Annotated in this window: 14 protein-coding genes; 6 read left to right on the top strand and 8 right to left on the bottom strand. The window is 74.5% G+C overall.

Going from position 1 to position 16045, the window contains the following annotated elements:
• Positions 1-301: 301 nt before the first annotated feature.
• From AB0G56_RS00170 to AB0G56_RS00155, 4 genes are all read left to right on the top strand, one after another.
• Positions 302-1303, top strand: coding sequence for a thiopeptide-type bacteriocin biosynthesis protein (locus AB0G56_RS00170; protein ID WP_360961147.1), 1002 nt, complete (start codon positions 302-304; stop codon positions 1301-1303).
• A 2-nt stretch (positions 1304-1305) separates the two neighbouring features.
• Positions 1306-3951: a lantibiotic dehydratase gene (locus tag AB0G56_RS00165; protein WP_360961144.1), complete on the top strand. Its 2646-nt coding sequence runs from the start codon at positions 1306-1308 to the stop codon at positions 3949-3951.
• A gap of 18 nt (positions 3952-3969) precedes the next feature.
• Positions 3970-4125: a hypothetical protein gene (locus AB0G56_RS00160; RefSeq protein WP_360961141.1), complete on the top strand. Its 156-nt coding sequence runs from the start codon at positions 3970-3972 to the stop codon at positions 4123-4125.
• A gap of 64 nt (positions 4126-4189) precedes the next feature.
• Positions 4190-5362 carry a lanthionine synthetase LanC family protein gene (locus AB0G56_RS00155; RefSeq protein ID WP_360961138.1) on the top strand — a complete coding sequence of 391 codons (1173 nt, stop codon included), beginning with the start codon at positions 4190-4192 and terminating at the stop codon, positions 5360-5362.
• Positions 5363-5394: 32 nt separating this feature from the next.
• On the opposite strand, the gene AB0G56_RS00150 is transcribed toward AB0G56_RS00155, so the two are convergent.
• Positions 5395-6174 (bottom strand): helix-turn-helix transcriptional regulator, encoded by a 780-nt coding sequence (locus tag AB0G56_RS00150; protein WP_360961135.1) that lies wholly within the window; start codon positions 6172-6174, stop codon positions 5395-5397.
• A 101-nt stretch (positions 6175-6275) separates the two neighbouring features.
• Here AB0G56_RS00150 and AB0G56_RS00145 point away from each other — a divergent pair, with 101 nt between their 5' ends.
• On the top strand, positions 6276-7088 hold the full coding sequence (locus AB0G56_RS00145; protein WP_360962193.1) for a sulfite exporter TauE/SafE family protein: 813 nt from the start codon (positions 6276-6278) through the stop codon (positions 7086-7088).
• A gap of 147 nt (positions 7089-7235) precedes the next feature.
• Here the strand turns inward: AB0G56_RS00145 and AB0G56_RS00140 are convergent, their stop codons facing one another.
• The 7 genes from AB0G56_RS00140 to AB0G56_RS00110 all read right to left on the bottom strand — a co-directional run bounded on the left by AB0G56_RS00140 (position 7236) and on the right by AB0G56_RS00110 (position 14869).
• Positions 7236-7871 (bottom strand): hypothetical protein, encoded by a 636-nt coding sequence (locus AB0G56_RS00140; RefSeq protein ID WP_360961132.1) that lies wholly within the window; start codon positions 7869-7871, stop codon positions 7236-7238.
• A gap of 93 nt (positions 7872-7964) precedes the next feature.
• Complete coding sequence (locus tag AB0G56_RS00135) at positions 7965-9293, bottom strand: alpha-glucosidase/alpha-galactosidase (RefSeq protein ID WP_360962190.1); 1329 nt, start codon at positions 9291-9293, stop codon at positions 7965-7967.
• A gap of 8 nt (positions 9294-9301) precedes the next feature.
• Entirely contained in the window at positions 9302-10282 is a 981-nt protein-coding gene (locus AB0G56_RS00130) for a carbohydrate kinase family protein (RefSeq protein WP_360961129.1), read from the bottom strand.
• A 70-nt stretch (positions 10283-10352) separates the two neighbouring features.
• The gene (locus AB0G56_RS00125; protein WP_360961127.1) at positions 10353-11258 is read right to left on the bottom strand and encodes a carbohydrate ABC transporter permease; all 906 of its coding nucleotides are present in this window, start codon (positions 11256-11258) and stop codon (positions 10353-10355) included.
• Positions 11255-12319 carry a sugar ABC transporter permease gene (locus tag AB0G56_RS00120; protein WP_360961124.1) on the bottom strand — a complete coding sequence of 355 codons (1065 nt, stop codon included), beginning with the start codon at positions 12317-12319 and terminating at the stop codon, positions 11255-11257. Before AB0G56_RS00120 ends, AB0G56_RS00125 begins: the two co-directional genes overlap by 4 nt.
• Positions 12320-12329: 10 nt before the next feature.
• Positions 12330-13670 (bottom strand): ABC transporter substrate-binding protein, encoded by a 1341-nt coding sequence (locus AB0G56_RS00115; RefSeq protein WP_360961121.1) that lies wholly within the window; start codon positions 13668-13670, stop codon positions 12330-12332.
• Positions 13671-14020: 350 nt separating this feature from the next.
• Entirely contained in the window at positions 14021-14869 is an 849-nt protein-coding gene (locus AB0G56_RS00110) for an endo alpha-1,4 polygalactosaminidase (protein WP_360961118.1), read from the bottom strand.
• Between the two features lie 336 nt (positions 14870-15205).
• Between AB0G56_RS00110 and AB0G56_RS00105 the strand changes: the two genes are divergently transcribed.
• The gene (locus AB0G56_RS00105; RefSeq protein WP_360961115.1) at positions 15206-15964 is read left to right on the top strand and encodes a DeoR/GlpR family DNA-binding transcription regulator; all 759 of its coding nucleotides are present in this window, start codon (positions 15206-15208) and stop codon (positions 15962-15964) included.
• The last annotated feature ends 81 nt before the right edge of the window (positions 15965-16045 follow it).

The following is a 16045-nucleotide window of genomic DNA, read 5'->3' as shown; positions in this document are numbered from 1 at the left end:
ACCGAACGCCGTCCCGCACCGAACCGCCGCCTCGTGCGGCACGGCACCGCACCGCCTCGTACGGCGCCGCCGGGTGCACCGGTCGGTGCCGGAGGAACCGGGTGTGACCGGCTGAAACGGGCGCCGCCGGGTGCACCGGGCGGCGCCGGTGGGCCTGCGGCGCATCCGTCTGTCATGCGTGGGGCCCGATGTACGCTCGCGCACTTCTGTTGATGATATGAAGAAGCCTTTTCAGGCTTTGTCGTCGCCGCGGCCCGGACATCACCAGGGTGGATTTCCACCGCTTGCGAGGTGAGGCCGCATGGTGCAGGTCGAGCGACTACTGGCCGACTGCCTGGACGACGCACGCACCGCCCCGATGGGCACGGTACCCCTGGACGCCGAGGACACCGGTTACGCGGCGGCGCGCCGCACGTTCCTGGCGGCAGGGCTGCACGCACTGCGCGAGCACGCACCCGACGCCGGATGGGTCCAGCTCAACGTCCGGGCCGAGCCGGCCGGCTGGCCCTGCCTGTACCGGCGCCTGGCCGTGACCGCACGGGACCTGCTCGGCACCGGGACGGCCCGCGACTTCTTCTTCATGCACAAACCGCCGGGACTGCGCGTCCGGTTCCACGCGGCGCAACCGGCCCGGGCGGAGGAATTGCGCGCCACCCTGGTCCGCCGTCTCGCCCCCGCGGCGGACGGGTCCTGGGCGGAGCCGGTCTGCGACGTCTACGAGCCGGAGACCTACCTCTTCGGCGGCCCCCGCTCCATGCCCCACGTGCACAGGTTGTTCACCGCGGACTCGCTGGCCTGGTTGGACGCCCACACCGCCGTCGCCGGTGAACCGGTCCCCGCCGACTGGCGGGTCTCCCTGACGCTGCTGGGCAGTGTGTTCGACGGCCTGGGCATCGTGGGCTGGGAACACCGCGGGGTCTGGCAGGCCGTACGCGACGGGACCGGCCGCCGGCTGCCCGGCGGACTCGGCGACGCGGCCCGGCAGCGCGCCGCCGACGGCATCCGCGCGTACTGGGACCAGAGCCCCGACGACCGTCTCGCGGCGCTGCCCGAGCACTGGCGGGACGTCCTTCGCCCGCACACCCGTCAGGTGCGGCGCGCCGCGGAGCGCTGGCGCGCCCACTACTTCGCCTCCGGCGGCGCCTCGGTCGGCCCGCGCCGGGCCGCCGCACACCACGTGATCTTCCACTGGAACCGCGGGCGGCTCTCCACGGCACGCCAGTGCCTGCTCACGGAGGCCCTGGCCGGCGACGGCCACGAGACGGGGGACCCCGCCACCGGCGGCCCCGAGGAGGCGGACTGAGCATGGGCCACTCACCGGCGGACACGCCCGGGACGACGAACGCGGCCGGACAGCCGCTCGGCAACACGGCGCTGCTGCGCATCGCGGGGATGCCCTGCGAGGCCTGGACGGCGGCGGGCGCACCCCGCCTGTTCGACAGCGTCCTGCGGCACGCCGACGCCACCGGGCAACTCGCCGCCCGCGGCCGCGCGCTGGCCGACCGGCTGGGCGAGGAGGTCGTACCGCACCCGGCGCTGCGGGCCGCCGACCGCGGCGCCGTGCTGGCCCTGCGGCGGCGGCTGCACTCCGGCCTGCCGCCACGCCCGGCGGACCACGGCATGCTGCTGCGATCCCCCGCCGTGCCCGCCGGCCTCGCCGCCGACGTCCACCACCTGCTGCGCCGCACCGAGGCGGCCGACGAGACCCTGGCCGGGCTGCGGCACGCGATCGCGGCCGAGCAGGTACGCCTGGCCGCCCGGGCCTGGCAGACCGCCTGCGCCAGCCCCTTCCTGCGGGCCTTCCTCGACAGCGCCGCACCGGGACTCGCCGACGACGTCGGACGGCGGCTGGCCGAGGGGCAGTCCTGGTCGAGCAGGCAACTGCGCAAACGCACCGCCTACCTGTGGCGGGCCGTCGGGCGGGCCGCGGCGAAGACCACACCGCGCGGCTGGGCCGGCCAGATCGCCGCGCTCCCGGTCGCCCCCGCCGACGACGGCCCCCTGCTCCTGGAGCACAACACCTCCCTCGGCGCCCTCGCCGCCGTCGCCGTGGAGAACGTGCACCTGGTCCGCACCCGCACGGCGCCCCCCGAACTGCGCACCGCCGACCCCGGCCTCCTGCTGGCCCCGGCCCCCCTGCACTTCGCCGAACCGCCCACCACCGGACCCGGCAACACCCCCGGCCAGGTCCGCTGTTACGTCGTCGACCCGCGCGAGCCGGGACGGCTGAGGCAGATCGTGCTGCGCCGCACCCGCGCCCTCGAAGGCGTCCTCGCCCTCCTCGCCGACGGGCCGCGGCCCCTCGGCGAACTCGAAGCGGCGCTGGCGCACGCGGCCGCCCCGCCCGGCAGCCCGGCCATGGCCTCCACCGAAGTGCTGCGCGGGTTCCTCCAGCACCTGCTCTCGCTGGGCGTCCTGCAGATCTGCCGGGAACCGCGGCAACACCGCGTCGACTGGATCCCGGCCGGTGCCGTCACCGCCGACGGCGCCCTGCCCCGGGCGCCCGGCGCCGAGGACACCGGCCACTGGTTCCTCGACTCCTACCGCCGCCCCGCCGCCCGCACCCGCGTGCCGGGCCACTCCGCCGCACGCGTGCTGCGCGGCCTGCGGATCGCTGCCCGCATCGCCGCCCTGCGCGCCGCCGACAGCCCCCCGGACCTCCCCGCCCAGCGCGCCGAACCGACCGGCCTCACCGAAGACCCCCGCCCGGTCAGCGAGTTCCTCGCCGAGCGGCTGCCCGCCGAACGTCCGCAGCCGCCCCGGCACCACACCGGATGGGCACCCGCCCGCGACGACGCCGGCGCCTACGCCCGCCTCCTGCACCACCTGGACACCGCGGCCCGGTCCGGCGCCGCACGCGTCGACGTGGACGACGACCTGCTGGACGACCTGGGCGCTCCACCGCCCGAGGCCGCCCTGCCGTGCTGGCCGATCGACTGCCTGCTGCGCCCCCTCGGCCCGGCCGCGGGGCGAGGACCGGTGGCCGTCCTGGAGACGGCCTCGGCCGCGGGCGTGCTCGACGCCCGGTTCGCCGACGGCCTGCGCGCGCTGTACGGCGACTACGGCAACACCGACGCCTACCGCGACTTCCTCGCCGCCGTCGAACGCCGTACCGGAGTCAGGTTCGTCGACCTGCTCGTCCCGCCTCTGAACGAGCGGTCCGCCAACGCCGTACGCCGTCCCGTCACCACCCGCTGGTGGACCGGAGACCCGGACCCCACGCCGTACTACGGACCGGCCGGCCGGCACGCCCGCTACCTCCCGCTGGACCGCATCAGCCTGCGCCGCAGCGGCGGGCGGATCATCGCCGAGGCGGACGGCCGCCGCATCGTCCCCGTCTACCACGCCACCCGGTCACCCGCGCCGCCCTACGACACCCTCGTCCGGCTCCTGCTCGCCGCGAGCCATCCCGCGGCCTCCTACCTGCTCCGCCTGGACGCCCTCGACGCGGCCCTGCCCGAGCGGCCCGTACTGCCGCGGCTGACCGCGGGCGACGACCTCGTCCTCGCCCCGGCCACCTGGCGGGTCGACCGCTCCCGCCTGTGGGAGCCGGGCGACGACCCGCTCACCAAGGTCCGCACCCTCGCGCTGCTGCGCCGCGCCGCGGGCCTGCCCCGGCACGCCTTCGTGCGCACCGCTCCCGGCGGGAAACCGGTGCCCGTGGACCTCGCGTCGCTGACGGCCCTCCACGTCGTCGAGCGGCTGTGCGCCCAACAGGCGGGCGCCACCCTGCTCGTGGAGGAGATGCTGCCGGGCCCGCGGGACCTGCTGCTGCGCGACCCGGTGCACGGCGGCGCGGCCGTCGCCACCCAGGTACTGCTCCGCCTGCCGCACGACCGCGGCGCCGGCCGGCTCGCCGAGGCCGCCGCCGACGCGCTGGTCCGCGGCGAGCGGCACGACGTCCCCGGCCCGCCCGCCAGGTGGTCCGCCGGGGCGGCCATCACCCGATGAGACAGAAGGGGAAGTCCCATGCCCAACACCGAACTCACCGAACTCGACGCCCTCATCAGCGACCTCGACGAGCGGATCAGCGACAGCGACCTGCCGTCCGCGGCCGCGAGCACCGCCGGGTGCAGCGGCCTGTGCACGATCATCGTCTGTGCCACGGTCGTGATCTGCGCCTGACCACCCCCCACAGGAGCCGCCCGCCCCGGCGGGCGGCTCCGCCCCGGCCGATCCGAGGAGAGCGATGGCGTCCGAAACCGCCGCACCGGCCACCGCCCGCGACGAGGTGCACGCCTTCGCCGTCCGCTACCTGAAGGAATGGACCGCGGCCCCCCGCCCCGCCCGCCACCCCTGCGACCCCGGGATCCCCGTCCTGGCGCACCTGGTCGCGGACAGGGACACCGCCCGCGACGCCGTCGCCGTCTGGGCCCGGGCCGCGGGGCGGGGCCCGGCCCACCCGGCCCTGCACGACGGAGGCCTCGCCGGCACCCTCGCCGGACTGCGCCTGGGCGAACGCCTCCACCCGCCGCTTCGCCGGGCCGGCGACCGGCTCGCCGCCCACCTGGCCCGGCGCCTGCCGAAGTACCGCACCCACGGCGTCGCCTTCCCCGACTACGACCTGATCTCCGGCCCCGCCGGCACCCTGCTCGCCCTGTGCACGGGCCGCCCCGACCCCGCGGATCTGCGCCCCCTCGCCGCCCACCTCGCCCTCCTGTGCGACGAGCCGGAACTGCCCCGGCTGCGCACCGGTCAGTACGCGCGGCACCCGTACCTGTCCTGGGTGCAGGGCCGCATCAACACCGGCATGGGCCACGGCGTCGCCGGAGTCGTCACCGCGCTCACCGCCGCTCTGCGCCGCGCCGGACCCGACCCGGCGCTCACCACGGCACTCACCCACGCCACCGGCTGGCTCGTCCGCCAGGCGTACGACGACGACCGTGCCGTCCGCACCTGGCCCGGAGCCGGACTCGACCGGCCGCCGCCGGTGACGGCCCAGCCCCGGCAGGCATGGTGCTACGGCGCGCCCGGGGTCGCCTGGGCCCTGTGGGACGCCGGTGACGCCCTGGGCGACGCGGCGACCGCCGACTGGGCCGCCGCGGCGTTCGGCACGCTCGCCGAGCACTACGACGAGACCTTCCACCTCTTCGGTGACACCGCCGCCGACCGCCTCGGACTGTGCCACGGCGCCGCGGGCGTCCTGTGCGTCGCCGACGCCCTGCGCCGCCACGCCCGGCTGCCCGCGGCCGCCGCGCTCGCGGACCGTCTCGTCCACCACCTCACGACCAGACTGCCCGAGCAGCCGCCCGCCCACTGGTCCACGGATCTGCTCAACGGCCTGCCCGGAGTCCTGAGCGCGCTCCTCACGGCCACCGCGCCGGCCCCCCGCGCCTGGCTGCCCTGCCTGGGCCTGCGCTGACCGCCGGCCCGGGGGCGACCACTGCCGGGTCCTCACCGACCCGGCGGCGCTTGAGGGCGGTACGCCGACGGGGCGCGGCCCAGCAGGCTCCGGAACGCGGTCGTGAACGCGGCCGGGTTCTCGTACCCGAGCGACACCGCGACCCGGGTCACCGGCGTGCCCGCGGCCAGCGCGTGCACCGACCGCAGCACGCACGCCCGCTGCCGCCACTGGGCGAAACTGAGCCCCGTGCCGCGTCGGAAGAGACGGCCGAGGGTGCGTTCGCTGACCTTCAGGGCGGACGCCCAGCGGGCGGGCGGATCATGGATGTCGGGAGCCCGCAGGAACGCCTCGCACAACCGCCGCAGGTCCGGATCGGCGGGCAGCGGTACGTCGAGGGGGAGCGGGGCGAGGGTGCGCAGCTCGTGCAGGATCAGCTCGACGACCGTGGCGTCCCGGCCGTGCTCGGCGTAGTGCGGCTCCATGTCGACGGCCGCCAGGATCAGCGCCCGCAGCAGCGCGGAGACCTCCACCACGCGGCAGCGGTCCGGGAACCAGGGGGCCGCGCCGGGTTCGATGTACAGACTGCGCGTGCTGACACCCGTCATGGTGACCTGGTGCCGCACCCGCGGCGGGACGAGGACCGCGCGGGCCGTGGGCACCGTCCAGGCGCCGTCGGCCGTCTCGACGTCCATCACACCGGTGGCCGCGTACAGCACCTGCGCACGCCGGTGCTCGTGGAAGGGCAGGAGGTGCCGGTGCGGATAGTCCGTGCCGATGGCGAGCACCGCCCGGTCCAGACCGTCCACCTCGTCGACAAAGACGTTGCGCACGGGCCGACCCTACCCCCGGCTGTCGTCAACGCGTAAGAAGTTGGCGAACAGTCGATGGCCCGCCACCCGCGCCGGTCCTTAGCGTCGTCACCGTGCTCACCATGTCCTCGTTCCTCACCCTCCTCCTGTTCGGCTGCCTGACCGGCGTCACGACGGTGCTCTTCGGCTTCGGCGGCGGGTTCGTCACCGTCCCCGTCGTCTACGGCTTCCTGAGCGCCACCTCCTCCGGCGACGGCACCGACGCCATGCACGTGGCCGTCGCGACCTCGACGGCCGTCATGGTCGTCAACGCCGTCTCCGCCACCGTGGCCCAGCACCGGGCGGGCCGGCTGCGCCGGGAGTACATGTGGCCGCTGGCCGGCTTCGTCCTGCTGGGCGCCGCCCTCGGCTCGCTCGTCACCACCCGGCTCAGCGGCACCCTGCTGAACGTGCTGTTCGCCGCCTACCTGCTGGTCACCATCGCGGACAGCCTGCTGCGCAAGGGGTTCCTCGCGGTCGACGGTGACGGCGAGCCGCGCCCCCTCGGCCGGTTCACGACGACGCTCGGCGGCGTCGGCATCGGTACGGTCGCCGCCGGTCTCGGGGTCGGCGGCAGCGTCATGACGGTGCCGCTGCTGCGCCGCCGCGGACTGCCGATGGCCACCGCGACCGCGCTGGCCAACCCCCTCAGCGTCCCCGTGGCCCTCGCGGGCAGCCTCGTCTACGCACTGGCGCCCGCCGCCCCCGCGCACAGCGGCAGCGTCGGCTACGTCGATCTCGCGGCGGGCGCCGCGCTGCTCTGCGGTTCCCTGCCGACGATCGCCGTGGTCAGGCGGTGGGGCGGACGGGTCCCCGACCGGGTCCACTCCGCCGCCTACGTGGCCCTGCTCGTCCTCGTCCTGGTCGTCATGCTCGTCACCCGGTCGTGGCGGTGAGGGCGGCCCCGCTCCCGGGGCCCCGCTCCTCGGTCCGGCCGCACCGCGGGAGGCGGCAGCGCACGAGGGTCCCGCACGACCGGTCGCGCACCTGGAAGGTGCCGGGGGAGCCGGCCCGTCGGGCCGAGCCGGCCTGACGGGCCGCCTTCACACGGCCGCCGCCGCCCGGTCGGCGAGGTCCACGACCGTGCCCGTCGTCCTGGCGTGCTCGGCCGCCCACACCACGCGGTGGGTGGCCAGGCTCTCCTCGGCGTCCGACAGCAGCAACGAGGCGTCCCCGGTCGCGACCGCGGTCAGGAACGCCTCGGTCAGCGCCTCGTCACCGCCGCCGTGACCGTCCTCGGCGGACGGACCCGGCTGCCCGTCGGTCCCCGCGCCGGTGTCGATGAACTCCTCGGCGCCGTCGCGGAAGTCGACCACCCGCAGCGTGGTGCCGTCCCCCTCCACGAAGCCGTGCGTGCCCATCAGCCGGGTGCGGTGCTGTTCCGTCGGAGTGAAGGCGCTCATGGTGAACGAGCAGGAGGCGCCGGAGGCGAACTCCATGGTGACGACCTGGTGGTCCACGACGTCGTTGTCGCAGGCGTACACGCAGCGCCCGTAGGGGCCGGTGCGCGGCGCGGCCAGCACCCCCTCCCGGGTGTGGTCCTCGGTCACCGCGGACAGCGGCCAGAACTCCTGCTCCGGATCGCCCAGACAGCCCGCGGCGCCGCCCGCCCGTGCGTGGCGGGCGTAGGTCATCCCGCGCAGTCCGGCTCCCACGAGAAGGAGCGTCACCTCGGTCATGGTCGTCCTCCCTTCCGGCGCGCCCCCGTAACCCGGCGCGCCTCCGTACCCCGGGGCGCCCCCGTACCCCGGGGCGCGCCCGTGCGGCGTCCGTCAGTGGCCGAGCGTGGCGCGCAGCGAGGGCTGGAGCAGATCCGCGTGCGCGCGGACCATGTCGTCGCACAGGTCCCAGATGCGTTCCACGGGCAGGGCGGCGGCCGTCGCCGGGTCGGTCATCGCCGCCTGGCGTATCGAGCGGGGGTCGTCCTCCAGGGCCGCCCGTACGACGAGGTCGTTCATGCTCAGGTAGGTGCGGTTGAGCGCCGCGCACTGCGCGGGCAGGGCACCGACCCGGGTGGGCTGCACGCCCAGCCCGTCCACGAGGCAGGGGACCTCCACGGTCCCCGACGCGGGCAGGTTGTCGATCAGCCCGTGGTTGGGGACGTTGCCGTACACCGTGCGGGGCGTGCCCGTGGTGATGCTGTGGATGATCTGCGGGGCGTACTCCATCGTGCCCTCGACGGTGAGCGGGGCGCCCTGGGCGAGGGCGTCGCGGGTGTGCTCGTAGGCGGCGATGTTCTCGTCGACGATGCCGAGGTAGGCCCCGACGGGCAGGCGCAGGCGCTCCACCTCCTCGGCGTGGTGCAGGTACCAGGGCACGTACTCGGAGGAGTGCTCACTGGTCTCGGTCGGGTAGTAGCCGAGCCGGCGGTACATGTCGACGCGCACCCGGCGCCGCAGCTGGGGGTCGTCCGCGATCAGCGCGTCCAGACGGGGGTAGAGATCCACCCCCTCGTGCTCCAGGCGCAGGATCCAGGCCTGGTGGTTGACCCCGGCGGCCCGGTAGGTGACCTCCTCGTGCGGGACCTTGAGCAGTTCGGCCAGGTCGTGGACGGTCCAGTACACGGAGTGGCACAGCCCCACCACGCGGGTCAGGCCGGTCGCCCGCGTGAGGTACTGGACGTTCATCGCCATGGGGTTGGTGTAGTTGAGCAGCCAGGCGTCGGGGCACACCTCGGCGATGTCCTCGCCGAGCGACTTGAGCAGCGGGAAGGTGCGCAGCGCCCGGAAGATGCCGCCGACGCCGAGCGTGTCGCCGATCGTCTGGCGCAGGCCGTAGCGGGCCGGGATCTCGAAGTCGGTGCGGGTGGCGTCCCGCATGCCCACCTGCACGATGTTGATGACGAAGTCGGCGCCCTCCAGGGCCGCGCGCCGCTCGGCGTGCGCGGTGACCCGCACCCGGGAACCACCGGAGGCGGCGCGCTCGTCGGCGATGTACCGGGCGGCTCCCTGCGCGGTGGCGAGCCGTTCGGCGTCGATGTCGTGCAGGGCGATGTGCGCGCCCTGGAGTTCGGGGAAGGCCAGCAGGTCGGCCAGGAGGCCCTGGGTGAAGACGACGCTGCCCGCGCCGATGAAGGCGATCTTCGGGGAGCCGGAGGTCATGGAGGTCATCACAGGTTCTTTCCGTTGCGGGTGACGGCGGCCGCGGCCTCGTCCCAGGTGGGCTGGGCCGGCGTTCCGCCGTGGGCCCGGGTGGACAGGGCACCGCAGGCCGCGGCGATCTCTGGAGCGTGTTCGGTGGACAGGCCGCGCGGACGGGCGGCGACGAACCCGGCGTCGAAGCTGTCTGCGGCGCCGACGGTGTCCAGGGGGCGGACGGGGACGGCGGGGGTGCGCAGCAGCGTGCGGCCGTCGTGGGCGAGCGCGCCCCGGGCCCCGTCCTTGACGATCACGTGCGGGCCGAGGGCCGCCAGCGCGGCGGCGGACGCCTCCGGCGAGGCGTCCCGGGCGGCACCGGCGGCACCGGCGGCACAGGCCGCGAGGGCCGTCGCCTCCTGCGCGTTGGGCAGCAGGTGGTCGGTGACGGCGAGGACCGCTTCCAGGCCGCCGGGCGCCCAGGCGTCGGCCGGGTCGTCGTTGGTGTCGAGGGAGGTGGTGGCGCCGTGCGCGCGGGCGGTGGCGAACAGGGCCGGCAGCGCGGCGGCGAGCCGGGGCAGCAGGAAGTAGGAGGCGGCGTGGACGTGGCGGCTGCCCGTGAGGAGGGCCTCGGGTACGTCCTCGGGGCCGGTGGCCGGGAGCGTCCCGGACGAGGTGAGGATCGCCCGGTCCCCGTCGGGGCGGGTCAGGACGACGGTGAGCGGAGTGGCCAGGGCGGGGTCGACGCGCAGGGCGGAGGTGTCGACACCGCGGTCCTCCAGCGCGCCGCGCACGAACCGGCCGGCGTCGTCGTCGCCGACCCGGCCGGCGAAGGCCACCTTCAGCCCGAGCCGGGCGGCCCCGCACGCCATGATCGACGCGGAGCCCCCGAGGGTGAGCGCACCGGAGTCCACCAGTCGCTCCCGTTGCCCGAAGGCGAGGGGCGCGTCGAGCGGCCCGGCCACGATGTCGGGGTTGTCGTCTCCCATGACGAGGAGGTCGTAGGCGTGCTGCATGCGGCATTCCTTGCGGTGCGGACCCGGGCGGGCGGATGCCGGCGGACGGGGGAGGGCTGCGGCGGCCGGGTCATCCCTTGAGGCCGCTCGACGTGATCGACTGGATGAAGGACTTCTGCGCGAACAGGAAGGCGAGCAGCACCGGCAGTACGGTGATCACGTTGCCCGCCATGACGGCGGACCACTTGGTGTGGTGCTGCCCCTGGAACGTCGTCAGGCCGAGCTGGAGGGTGTACTGGGTGTCGTGGTTGATGGCGATCAGCGGCCAGCTGAGGTCGTTCCACGTGGTGAGGAAGGTCAGGACAGCCACCGTGCTCAGCGCCGGCCGGGACAACGGCAGCACGATCTGCCACAGCACCCGCAGCCGGGAGCAGCCGTCCAGCCAGGCCGCCTCCTCCAGTTCCCTCGGCAGCGACAGGAAGAACTGGCGCAGCAGGAACACGGCGAAGGGGGTGACCAGCGAGGGCACGATCAGCGCGCCCAGCGTGTCGATGAGCCCGAGCCGCTTCATGACCAGGAACGTCGGGATCATCGTCAGCTGGAACGGGATCGCCATGGTGGCCAGCATCAGGCCCAGCAGGAGCCGGGAGCCCGCGAACCGCATCCGGGCGAACGCGTACCCGGCCAGGGCGCCCAGCACCAGGTTGGACACCACCGCGACCAGGGACACCACCAGCGAGTTGACGAACCAGCGCGGGAACATGGCGTTGCTCAGGACGTAGCGGTAGCCGCCCAGGTCGATGTGGGAGGGCCACAGCGCGGGCGGGAACCGGTTGATCTGCGCGTCGCTCATGACGGAGCTGAGCAGCAGCCAGATCAGCGGCACCGCGAACACCAGGGCGAGCGGGGCCAGCAGCAGGTGCCAGGGGCTGAACGGCAGCCGCTTGCGGGGCCGTCCGCCGTCGGCCGACCCGTCCGGGGAGGCGGGCGTGGGGGCCGGGGGGAACGCGGTGGGGGCGGGGGTCGTGGCCGTCATCGTGCGGCTCCTTCGAGGCCGGCGGGCCCGGTGGGGCCGGAGCGGCCGTGGTCGTGGGCCCGGCGCCGTACGGCACGGGCGATCCGCGGGACGGCGGCGAGCACGATCAGGGCGAGGGCCAGGGCGTAGGCCGCCGCCGCGCCGTATCCGGCGGTGAAGTTCTTGAAGGCCTGCTCCCAGATGAAGTAGACGATCACCGTGGTGGAGCCGAGGGGGCCGCCCTTGGTCGTCACGTACACCAGGTCGAAGACCTGGAGGGCGTTGATGGTCTGCCACAGCAGGAGGAAGACGAGGACCGGGGAGAGCGCGGGAAGCGTGACGTGGCGCAGCACGTGGCGGCGGCCCGCGCCGTCCAGCCGCGCGGCCTCGACCAGCGAGGGCGGTACGTCCTGGAGCGCGGCGAGCAGCACGACGACGCAGAAGCCGGTGCCGCTCCACAACGAGATCGCGACGAGGGCGAGCAGCGCCTGTCCCGGGTCGGTGAGGAAGCCCTGCGGGGAGATCCCGACCTTGTGCAGCAGGGAGTTGGCGGCGCCGAAATCGGGGTCGAGGATGAAGGAGAACAGCACTCCCTGCGCCGTCGCCGAGACGACGAACGGCACGAAGAAGAGGGTGCGGTAGAGGGCCACCAGCCGCAGGCGCTGGTTGAGCGCCAGGGCGAGGAGGAGCCCGAGTCCTATGCTCAGCGGCACGTACAGCACCGTGTACAGCAGGGTGTTGCGCACCGCCTGGCTGAAGTGCGGGTCCTGCGCCAGCGCCCGGTAGTTGGCGAGACCGACCCAGCGGCTGGGGGTGACCAGGTCGTCGGCCTGGAAGGACAGCAGCAGCGACCAGGCCACGGGGACGACGCTCAGTCCCAGGATCACCAGCACCGCGGGCGAGACGAACGCCCAGGCGGTGGCAGTCTCCCCGCCGCGGCGGCGCCGTGCGGAGCCGGAGGGCGGCGGGGTCTGCGCGGCCGTGCCGTCGTGGTCACCGGCGCCGTCGGGGCGGCGGGGGTCGCGGTGGCTGCGTGTGGGGCCGCGGTCCGCGAGGGTGAGGGGGGCGGGCAGGCGGGGCATGGTGGTCCTCTCAACGCGGGATGAGCAGGGCGGCGTTGGCCTCGCGCGCGCAGTCGCGCAGCGCCTCGGTGGGGGTGCTCCGGCCGATGAGCACCGCGGCGATCGCCTGACCGAGCGCCTGCGAGATCTGCGGGTACGCCGCATGGACGGGGCGTACCCGGGCCGAGGTCAGCGCCTTGGTGAACACCGCGAGGCCCTCGGTCCGCGCCTCCTGCGCACGCCAGGCGGGCAGGGCCTGCGTGCTCCGGCTCAGCGGGAGACTGCCGGCCTGCACGTCCCAGCGGACGTCCTGGGCGGGCTGCGCCAGCCAGGTCACGAAGGTGCGGGCCGCGCGGACCCGGGCCGGGCCGTTGTCGAACACGGTCCAGGTGTCGGGGCCCGAGATGGTCACCGGCCGGCCGCTGTAGCTGGGCAGCGGCACCACGTGGTGGTCGATCCCGGCCTGGCGGATGTCCGGCAGCTGCCACGGCCCGGTGACGACCATGCCCATGCGGCCCGAGTCGAAGACCTGGTACATCTGCTCGCTGCCCGGCTTGGGGTCGACGTAGACGCTCCTGTCCCCGGCGAGCGCCGCCACCGTCTGGAGGGCCTTCACACCGCTCTCCTCGAAGCCGATGCGCCGCCCGTCCGGGCCGATGACGTCGCCGCCCAGGTCCCACACCATCGGCCACAGCCGCCACACGGTGTCCTCGTCGCCGACGCCGGGCCAGCCGGTGCCGAAGACACCGCGCCGCCGGTCGGTGAGCTTGGCGGCCGTGGCCACGAACTGCTCCCAGGTCCAGCCGGGCCGGGGCAGCGGCAGGCCGGCGTCGCGGAAGAGCTTCTTGTTGCAGACGACGGCGAGGGAGTCGAGGAGCGCGGGCGAGGCGCGGACGTGGCCGTTGAGGGTGACCGCGGCGCGGGCCGGGGTCCAGAAGTCGTCCCAGGGCGTCGGTCCCGAACGGACGGTCTCGCTCAGGTCGACCACCGAGGGACTGCGGGCGACGCTGGCCAGGTCGGAGCCGAAGACGTAAGCGACGTCGGGGAAGGAACCGGCCGCGAGCGCGGCGGTGATCTTCTGCAGCATCGCGTCGGCGAGGACCCCGCCGCCCGCGTCGACCCGGATGCCGGGGTGGGTGCGGTTGAACTCCGCCACCAGTTTCTCGATCGCCGCGCGGCCGGTGTCCGTCTGGCCGTGCCAGAGTTCGACGGTGACCCGGCCGTCGGCGCCGACACCGTCGTCCGTGTGCGCGCCGCAGCCGGGCAGCGCCGCCGTGGCGGCGGCGCCGAGCGCCAGGGCGGTGCCCCGGCGCAGGAGCGTACGGCGGGGGAGTCCGGTGCCGGTGCCGGACGGACGGTGTGCTGCGGCCATGTGAGCCCCCAGGAGGACGCGTGGCGCGGGACGTCACGCGGACGGGCGGTCCGGCACGGCGGGCCGGTACCGGATGGGACGGTGTGCGGTGGGAGGGTTGCCGCCGCGCCGGGTGGGCGGCACAGAGGGTGCCGTCGCGGGTGCCGGACGGCGCCTGCCGCGGAAGACGGGTGCGCCGAAGCACGCTTCCCGGGCGGCGGGGAGCCTCGGCGGGGGAGCGGCTCACCAGTGGGGCGGCTCACGAGCGGGGCGGCTCGGAGGCGGGCCGGGGGACGGCAGTGGTGCCCGGTGCGCCGGAAGGAGGAGCCGGACGCACCGGGCGGGTCGTGCGGGGCCGGGCCGGTACCGCGTCAGCAGGTCTTGCGGACGTAGCCGCTGTCGCCGGGAGCCGTGACGTCCAGGTCGCGCAGCACGACGCTGAGCCGGTCGCCGTAGGCGGCGCACACCTTCTTGAGGTTCTTCTCCTGGTACTCGATGACGATGACGTGGTCACCGAACCCGTCGACGTAGTCGCCGCACTCGTCGTACTCGCCGCACTCCTCGGCGACGGCGAAGTCGAGGCCTGTCTCGGCACGGTCGGTGGAGAAGTCGGACGTGTTCTTCTGCGCGATCGCCAGGCCCTTGCCGTGCGCGTGGTCGGCGAGCAGCCTGACGAACGCCTTCGCGTTGGCCTCGCTGATCAGCTTGGTCCGGTCGTAGGTGTCCAGGTTGTCGGGTTCGACGGCCTTGTAGCCCTTGCTCGCGCAGGTGTCGATCCAGGAGTTCACCTTGGCCGCGATCCGCTGCCGCTTGGCGTCGGTACGGATGTCCAGCATCGCCTCCCCCCAGTTGGTGTCGTACACGACCTTGCCCTGGGCGTCGCGCAGCAGCAGGTCGCCCCACTGGCTCTCGGCGCCCGGCTGGGCCTGGAAGGCGTTGACGTAGCAGATGTTGTAGAGGCCGGCCGCCGGGGCGGCCGTGTAGTCGCGGGTCACGACCTTCACTCCGGCCGGCGGCGTGTAGGCCTTGCCGATCTGGTAGTCGAAGCCGGCGTGTACCGGAGGAAGGGTCACCGTCGCCGCGGTGGTCGCCGCGGGAGTGGCCGGGGTGGTGGCCGCACTGGCCGAGGCGCAGGCGGACAGCGGACAGATGACCGCGGCTGCGGCGGCCACCGCGACGGAAGCGCGCCGGTGCGGCCGGGAACGATCGAAGAGGGACATCTTTGAGCTCCAGAAGATGCGAGGGTACGTCCCCGCCTCGGACCCCACGTCTGCGCGGGCGGATCCTGGCGACTTTGTCCGGACTTACGGTGTGCGCACCGTGCTACCGGCTGGGCGTACCTCTGACGCCGGGTGCTCAACTCTGGCGTTGGAAGGAGTAAAGCGAGCAACTTTCGCCATGTCAACAGATCGAAGGTGCGCATCTTGTTCATATGGGCAAGGGGAGGAAGTCGCCGCGTGTTCACTCACCGGGGCCCTTCTCGCCACTGCCCGACGGTTGCCGCGCGCCTCCGGCACCCGGCCCCGCGCCGACCCGGTCCGGTCTATGCTCATCGCATGCTGAAAACTGAGCGTCATGCGCGAATACTTGAGCATGTCTCCGCGCGTGGTGCCATCGACGTCACCGAGTTGTCCCGGTTGCTGAACGTCTCGGGAGCCACGATCCGGCGCGACCTGCAGCACCTGAGCCGGCTGAACCTGCTGCGCCGTACGCACGGCGGAGCGGTCCAGGGCAGGACCGGGCCCGAACTGTCGGTCCAGCACCGCACCGAACGACGCCGGCCGGAGAAGCGGGCCATCGCGCGGGCCGCCGCCGAACTCGTGCCGGAAGGCGCGGTCGTGGGGATGACCGGCGGTACCACCGTCACCGAGATCGCACGCGTCCTGGCCGCCCGGGGTTCCGTCACCATCGTGACCAACGCCGTCAACATCGCCGCCGAGATGGTGCCGCACCACGACGTCACACTCGTCGTCGTCGGCGGCTACGCCCGCACCGAGAGCTACGAACTCGTCGGCCCCATCGCGGAGAAGACCCTCACCGACCACCACACGGACATCACGTTCCTGGGCGTGGACGGGATCAGCGCCGCCCACGGCTGCACGACCCACGACCAGTTGGAGGCGGCGACGGACCGGGCGTTCGCCGCGAGCAGCGACCGGACCGTCGTGGTCGCCGACCACTCGAAGGTCGGCCGGGCCACCTTCGCCCGGATCTGCTCACTGACGGACATCGACCACCTGGTCACCGACCAGGCCGCGCCGGCCGACGCGCTGGCCGCGATCACCGGCACCGGCGTCGCGGTGACCGTGGTGTGACCGAGCGCCGGACACCCGCGGGGCGCGGGCCGGGCGGACGCGGTGAAGGTGGAGCGGCGCGGCACCCCCCCAAACGCAGGG

The organism is Streptomyces sp. NPDC021356, from assembly GCF_040641015.1.
Taxonomy (GTDB): domain Bacteria; phylum Actinomycetota; class Actinomycetes; order Streptomycetales; family Streptomycetaceae; genus Streptomyces.
The sequence above is the reverse complement of the archived record's forward strand: the minus strand, read 5'-3'. Positions and strand labels throughout refer to the sequence as shown.

Coding starts and splice junctions, on each gene's coding strand:
- AB0G56_RS00170 (WP_360961147.1), top strand. CDS start 302: ATGGTGCAGGTCGAGCGACTACTGGCCGACTGCCTGGACGACGCACGC.
- AB0G56_RS00165 (WP_360961144.1), top strand. CDS start 1,306: ATGGGCCACTCACCGGCGGACACGCCCGGGACGACGAACGCGGCCGGA.
- AB0G56_RS00160 (WP_360961141.1), top strand. CDS start 3,970: ATGCCCAACACCGAACTCACCGAACTCGACGCCCTCATCAGCGACCTC.
- AB0G56_RS00155 (WP_360961138.1), top strand. CDS start 4,190: ATGGCGTCCGAAACCGCCGCACCGGCCACCGCCCGCGACGAGGTGCAC.
- AB0G56_RS00145 (WP_360962193.1), top strand. CDS start 6,276: ATGTCCTCGTTCCTCACCCTCCTCCTGTTCGGCTGCCTGACCGGCGTC.
- AB0G56_RS00140 (WP_360961132.1), bottom strand. CDS start 7,871: ATGACCGAGGTGACGCTCCTTCTCGTGGGAGCCGGACTGCGCGGGATG.
- AB0G56_RS00135 (WP_360962190.1), bottom strand. CDS start 9,293: ATGACCTCCGGCTCCCCGAAGATCGCCTTCATCGGCGCGGGCAGCGTC.
- AB0G56_RS00130 (WP_360961129.1), bottom strand. CDS start 10,282: ATGCAGCACGCCTACGACCTCCTCGTCATGGGAGACGACAACCCCGAC.
- AB0G56_RS00125 (WP_360961127.1), bottom strand. CDS start 11,258: ATGACGGCCACGACCCCCGCCCCCACCGCGTTCCCCCCGGCCCCCACG.
- AB0G56_RS00120 (WP_360961124.1), bottom strand. CDS start 12,319: ATGCCCCGCCTGCCCGCCCCCCTCACCCTCGCGGACCGCGGCCCCACA.
- AB0G56_RS00115 (WP_360961121.1), bottom strand. CDS start 13,670: ATGGCCGCAGCACACCGTCCGTCCGGCACCGGCACCGGACTCCCCCGC.
- AB0G56_RS00110 (WP_360961118.1), bottom strand. CDS start 14,869: ATGTCCCTCTTCGATCGTTCCCGGCCGCACCGGCGCGCTTCCGTCGCG.
- AB0G56_RS00105 (WP_360961115.1), top strand. CDS start 15,206: ATGCTGAAAACTGAGCGTCATGCGCGAATACTTGAGCATGTCTCCGCG.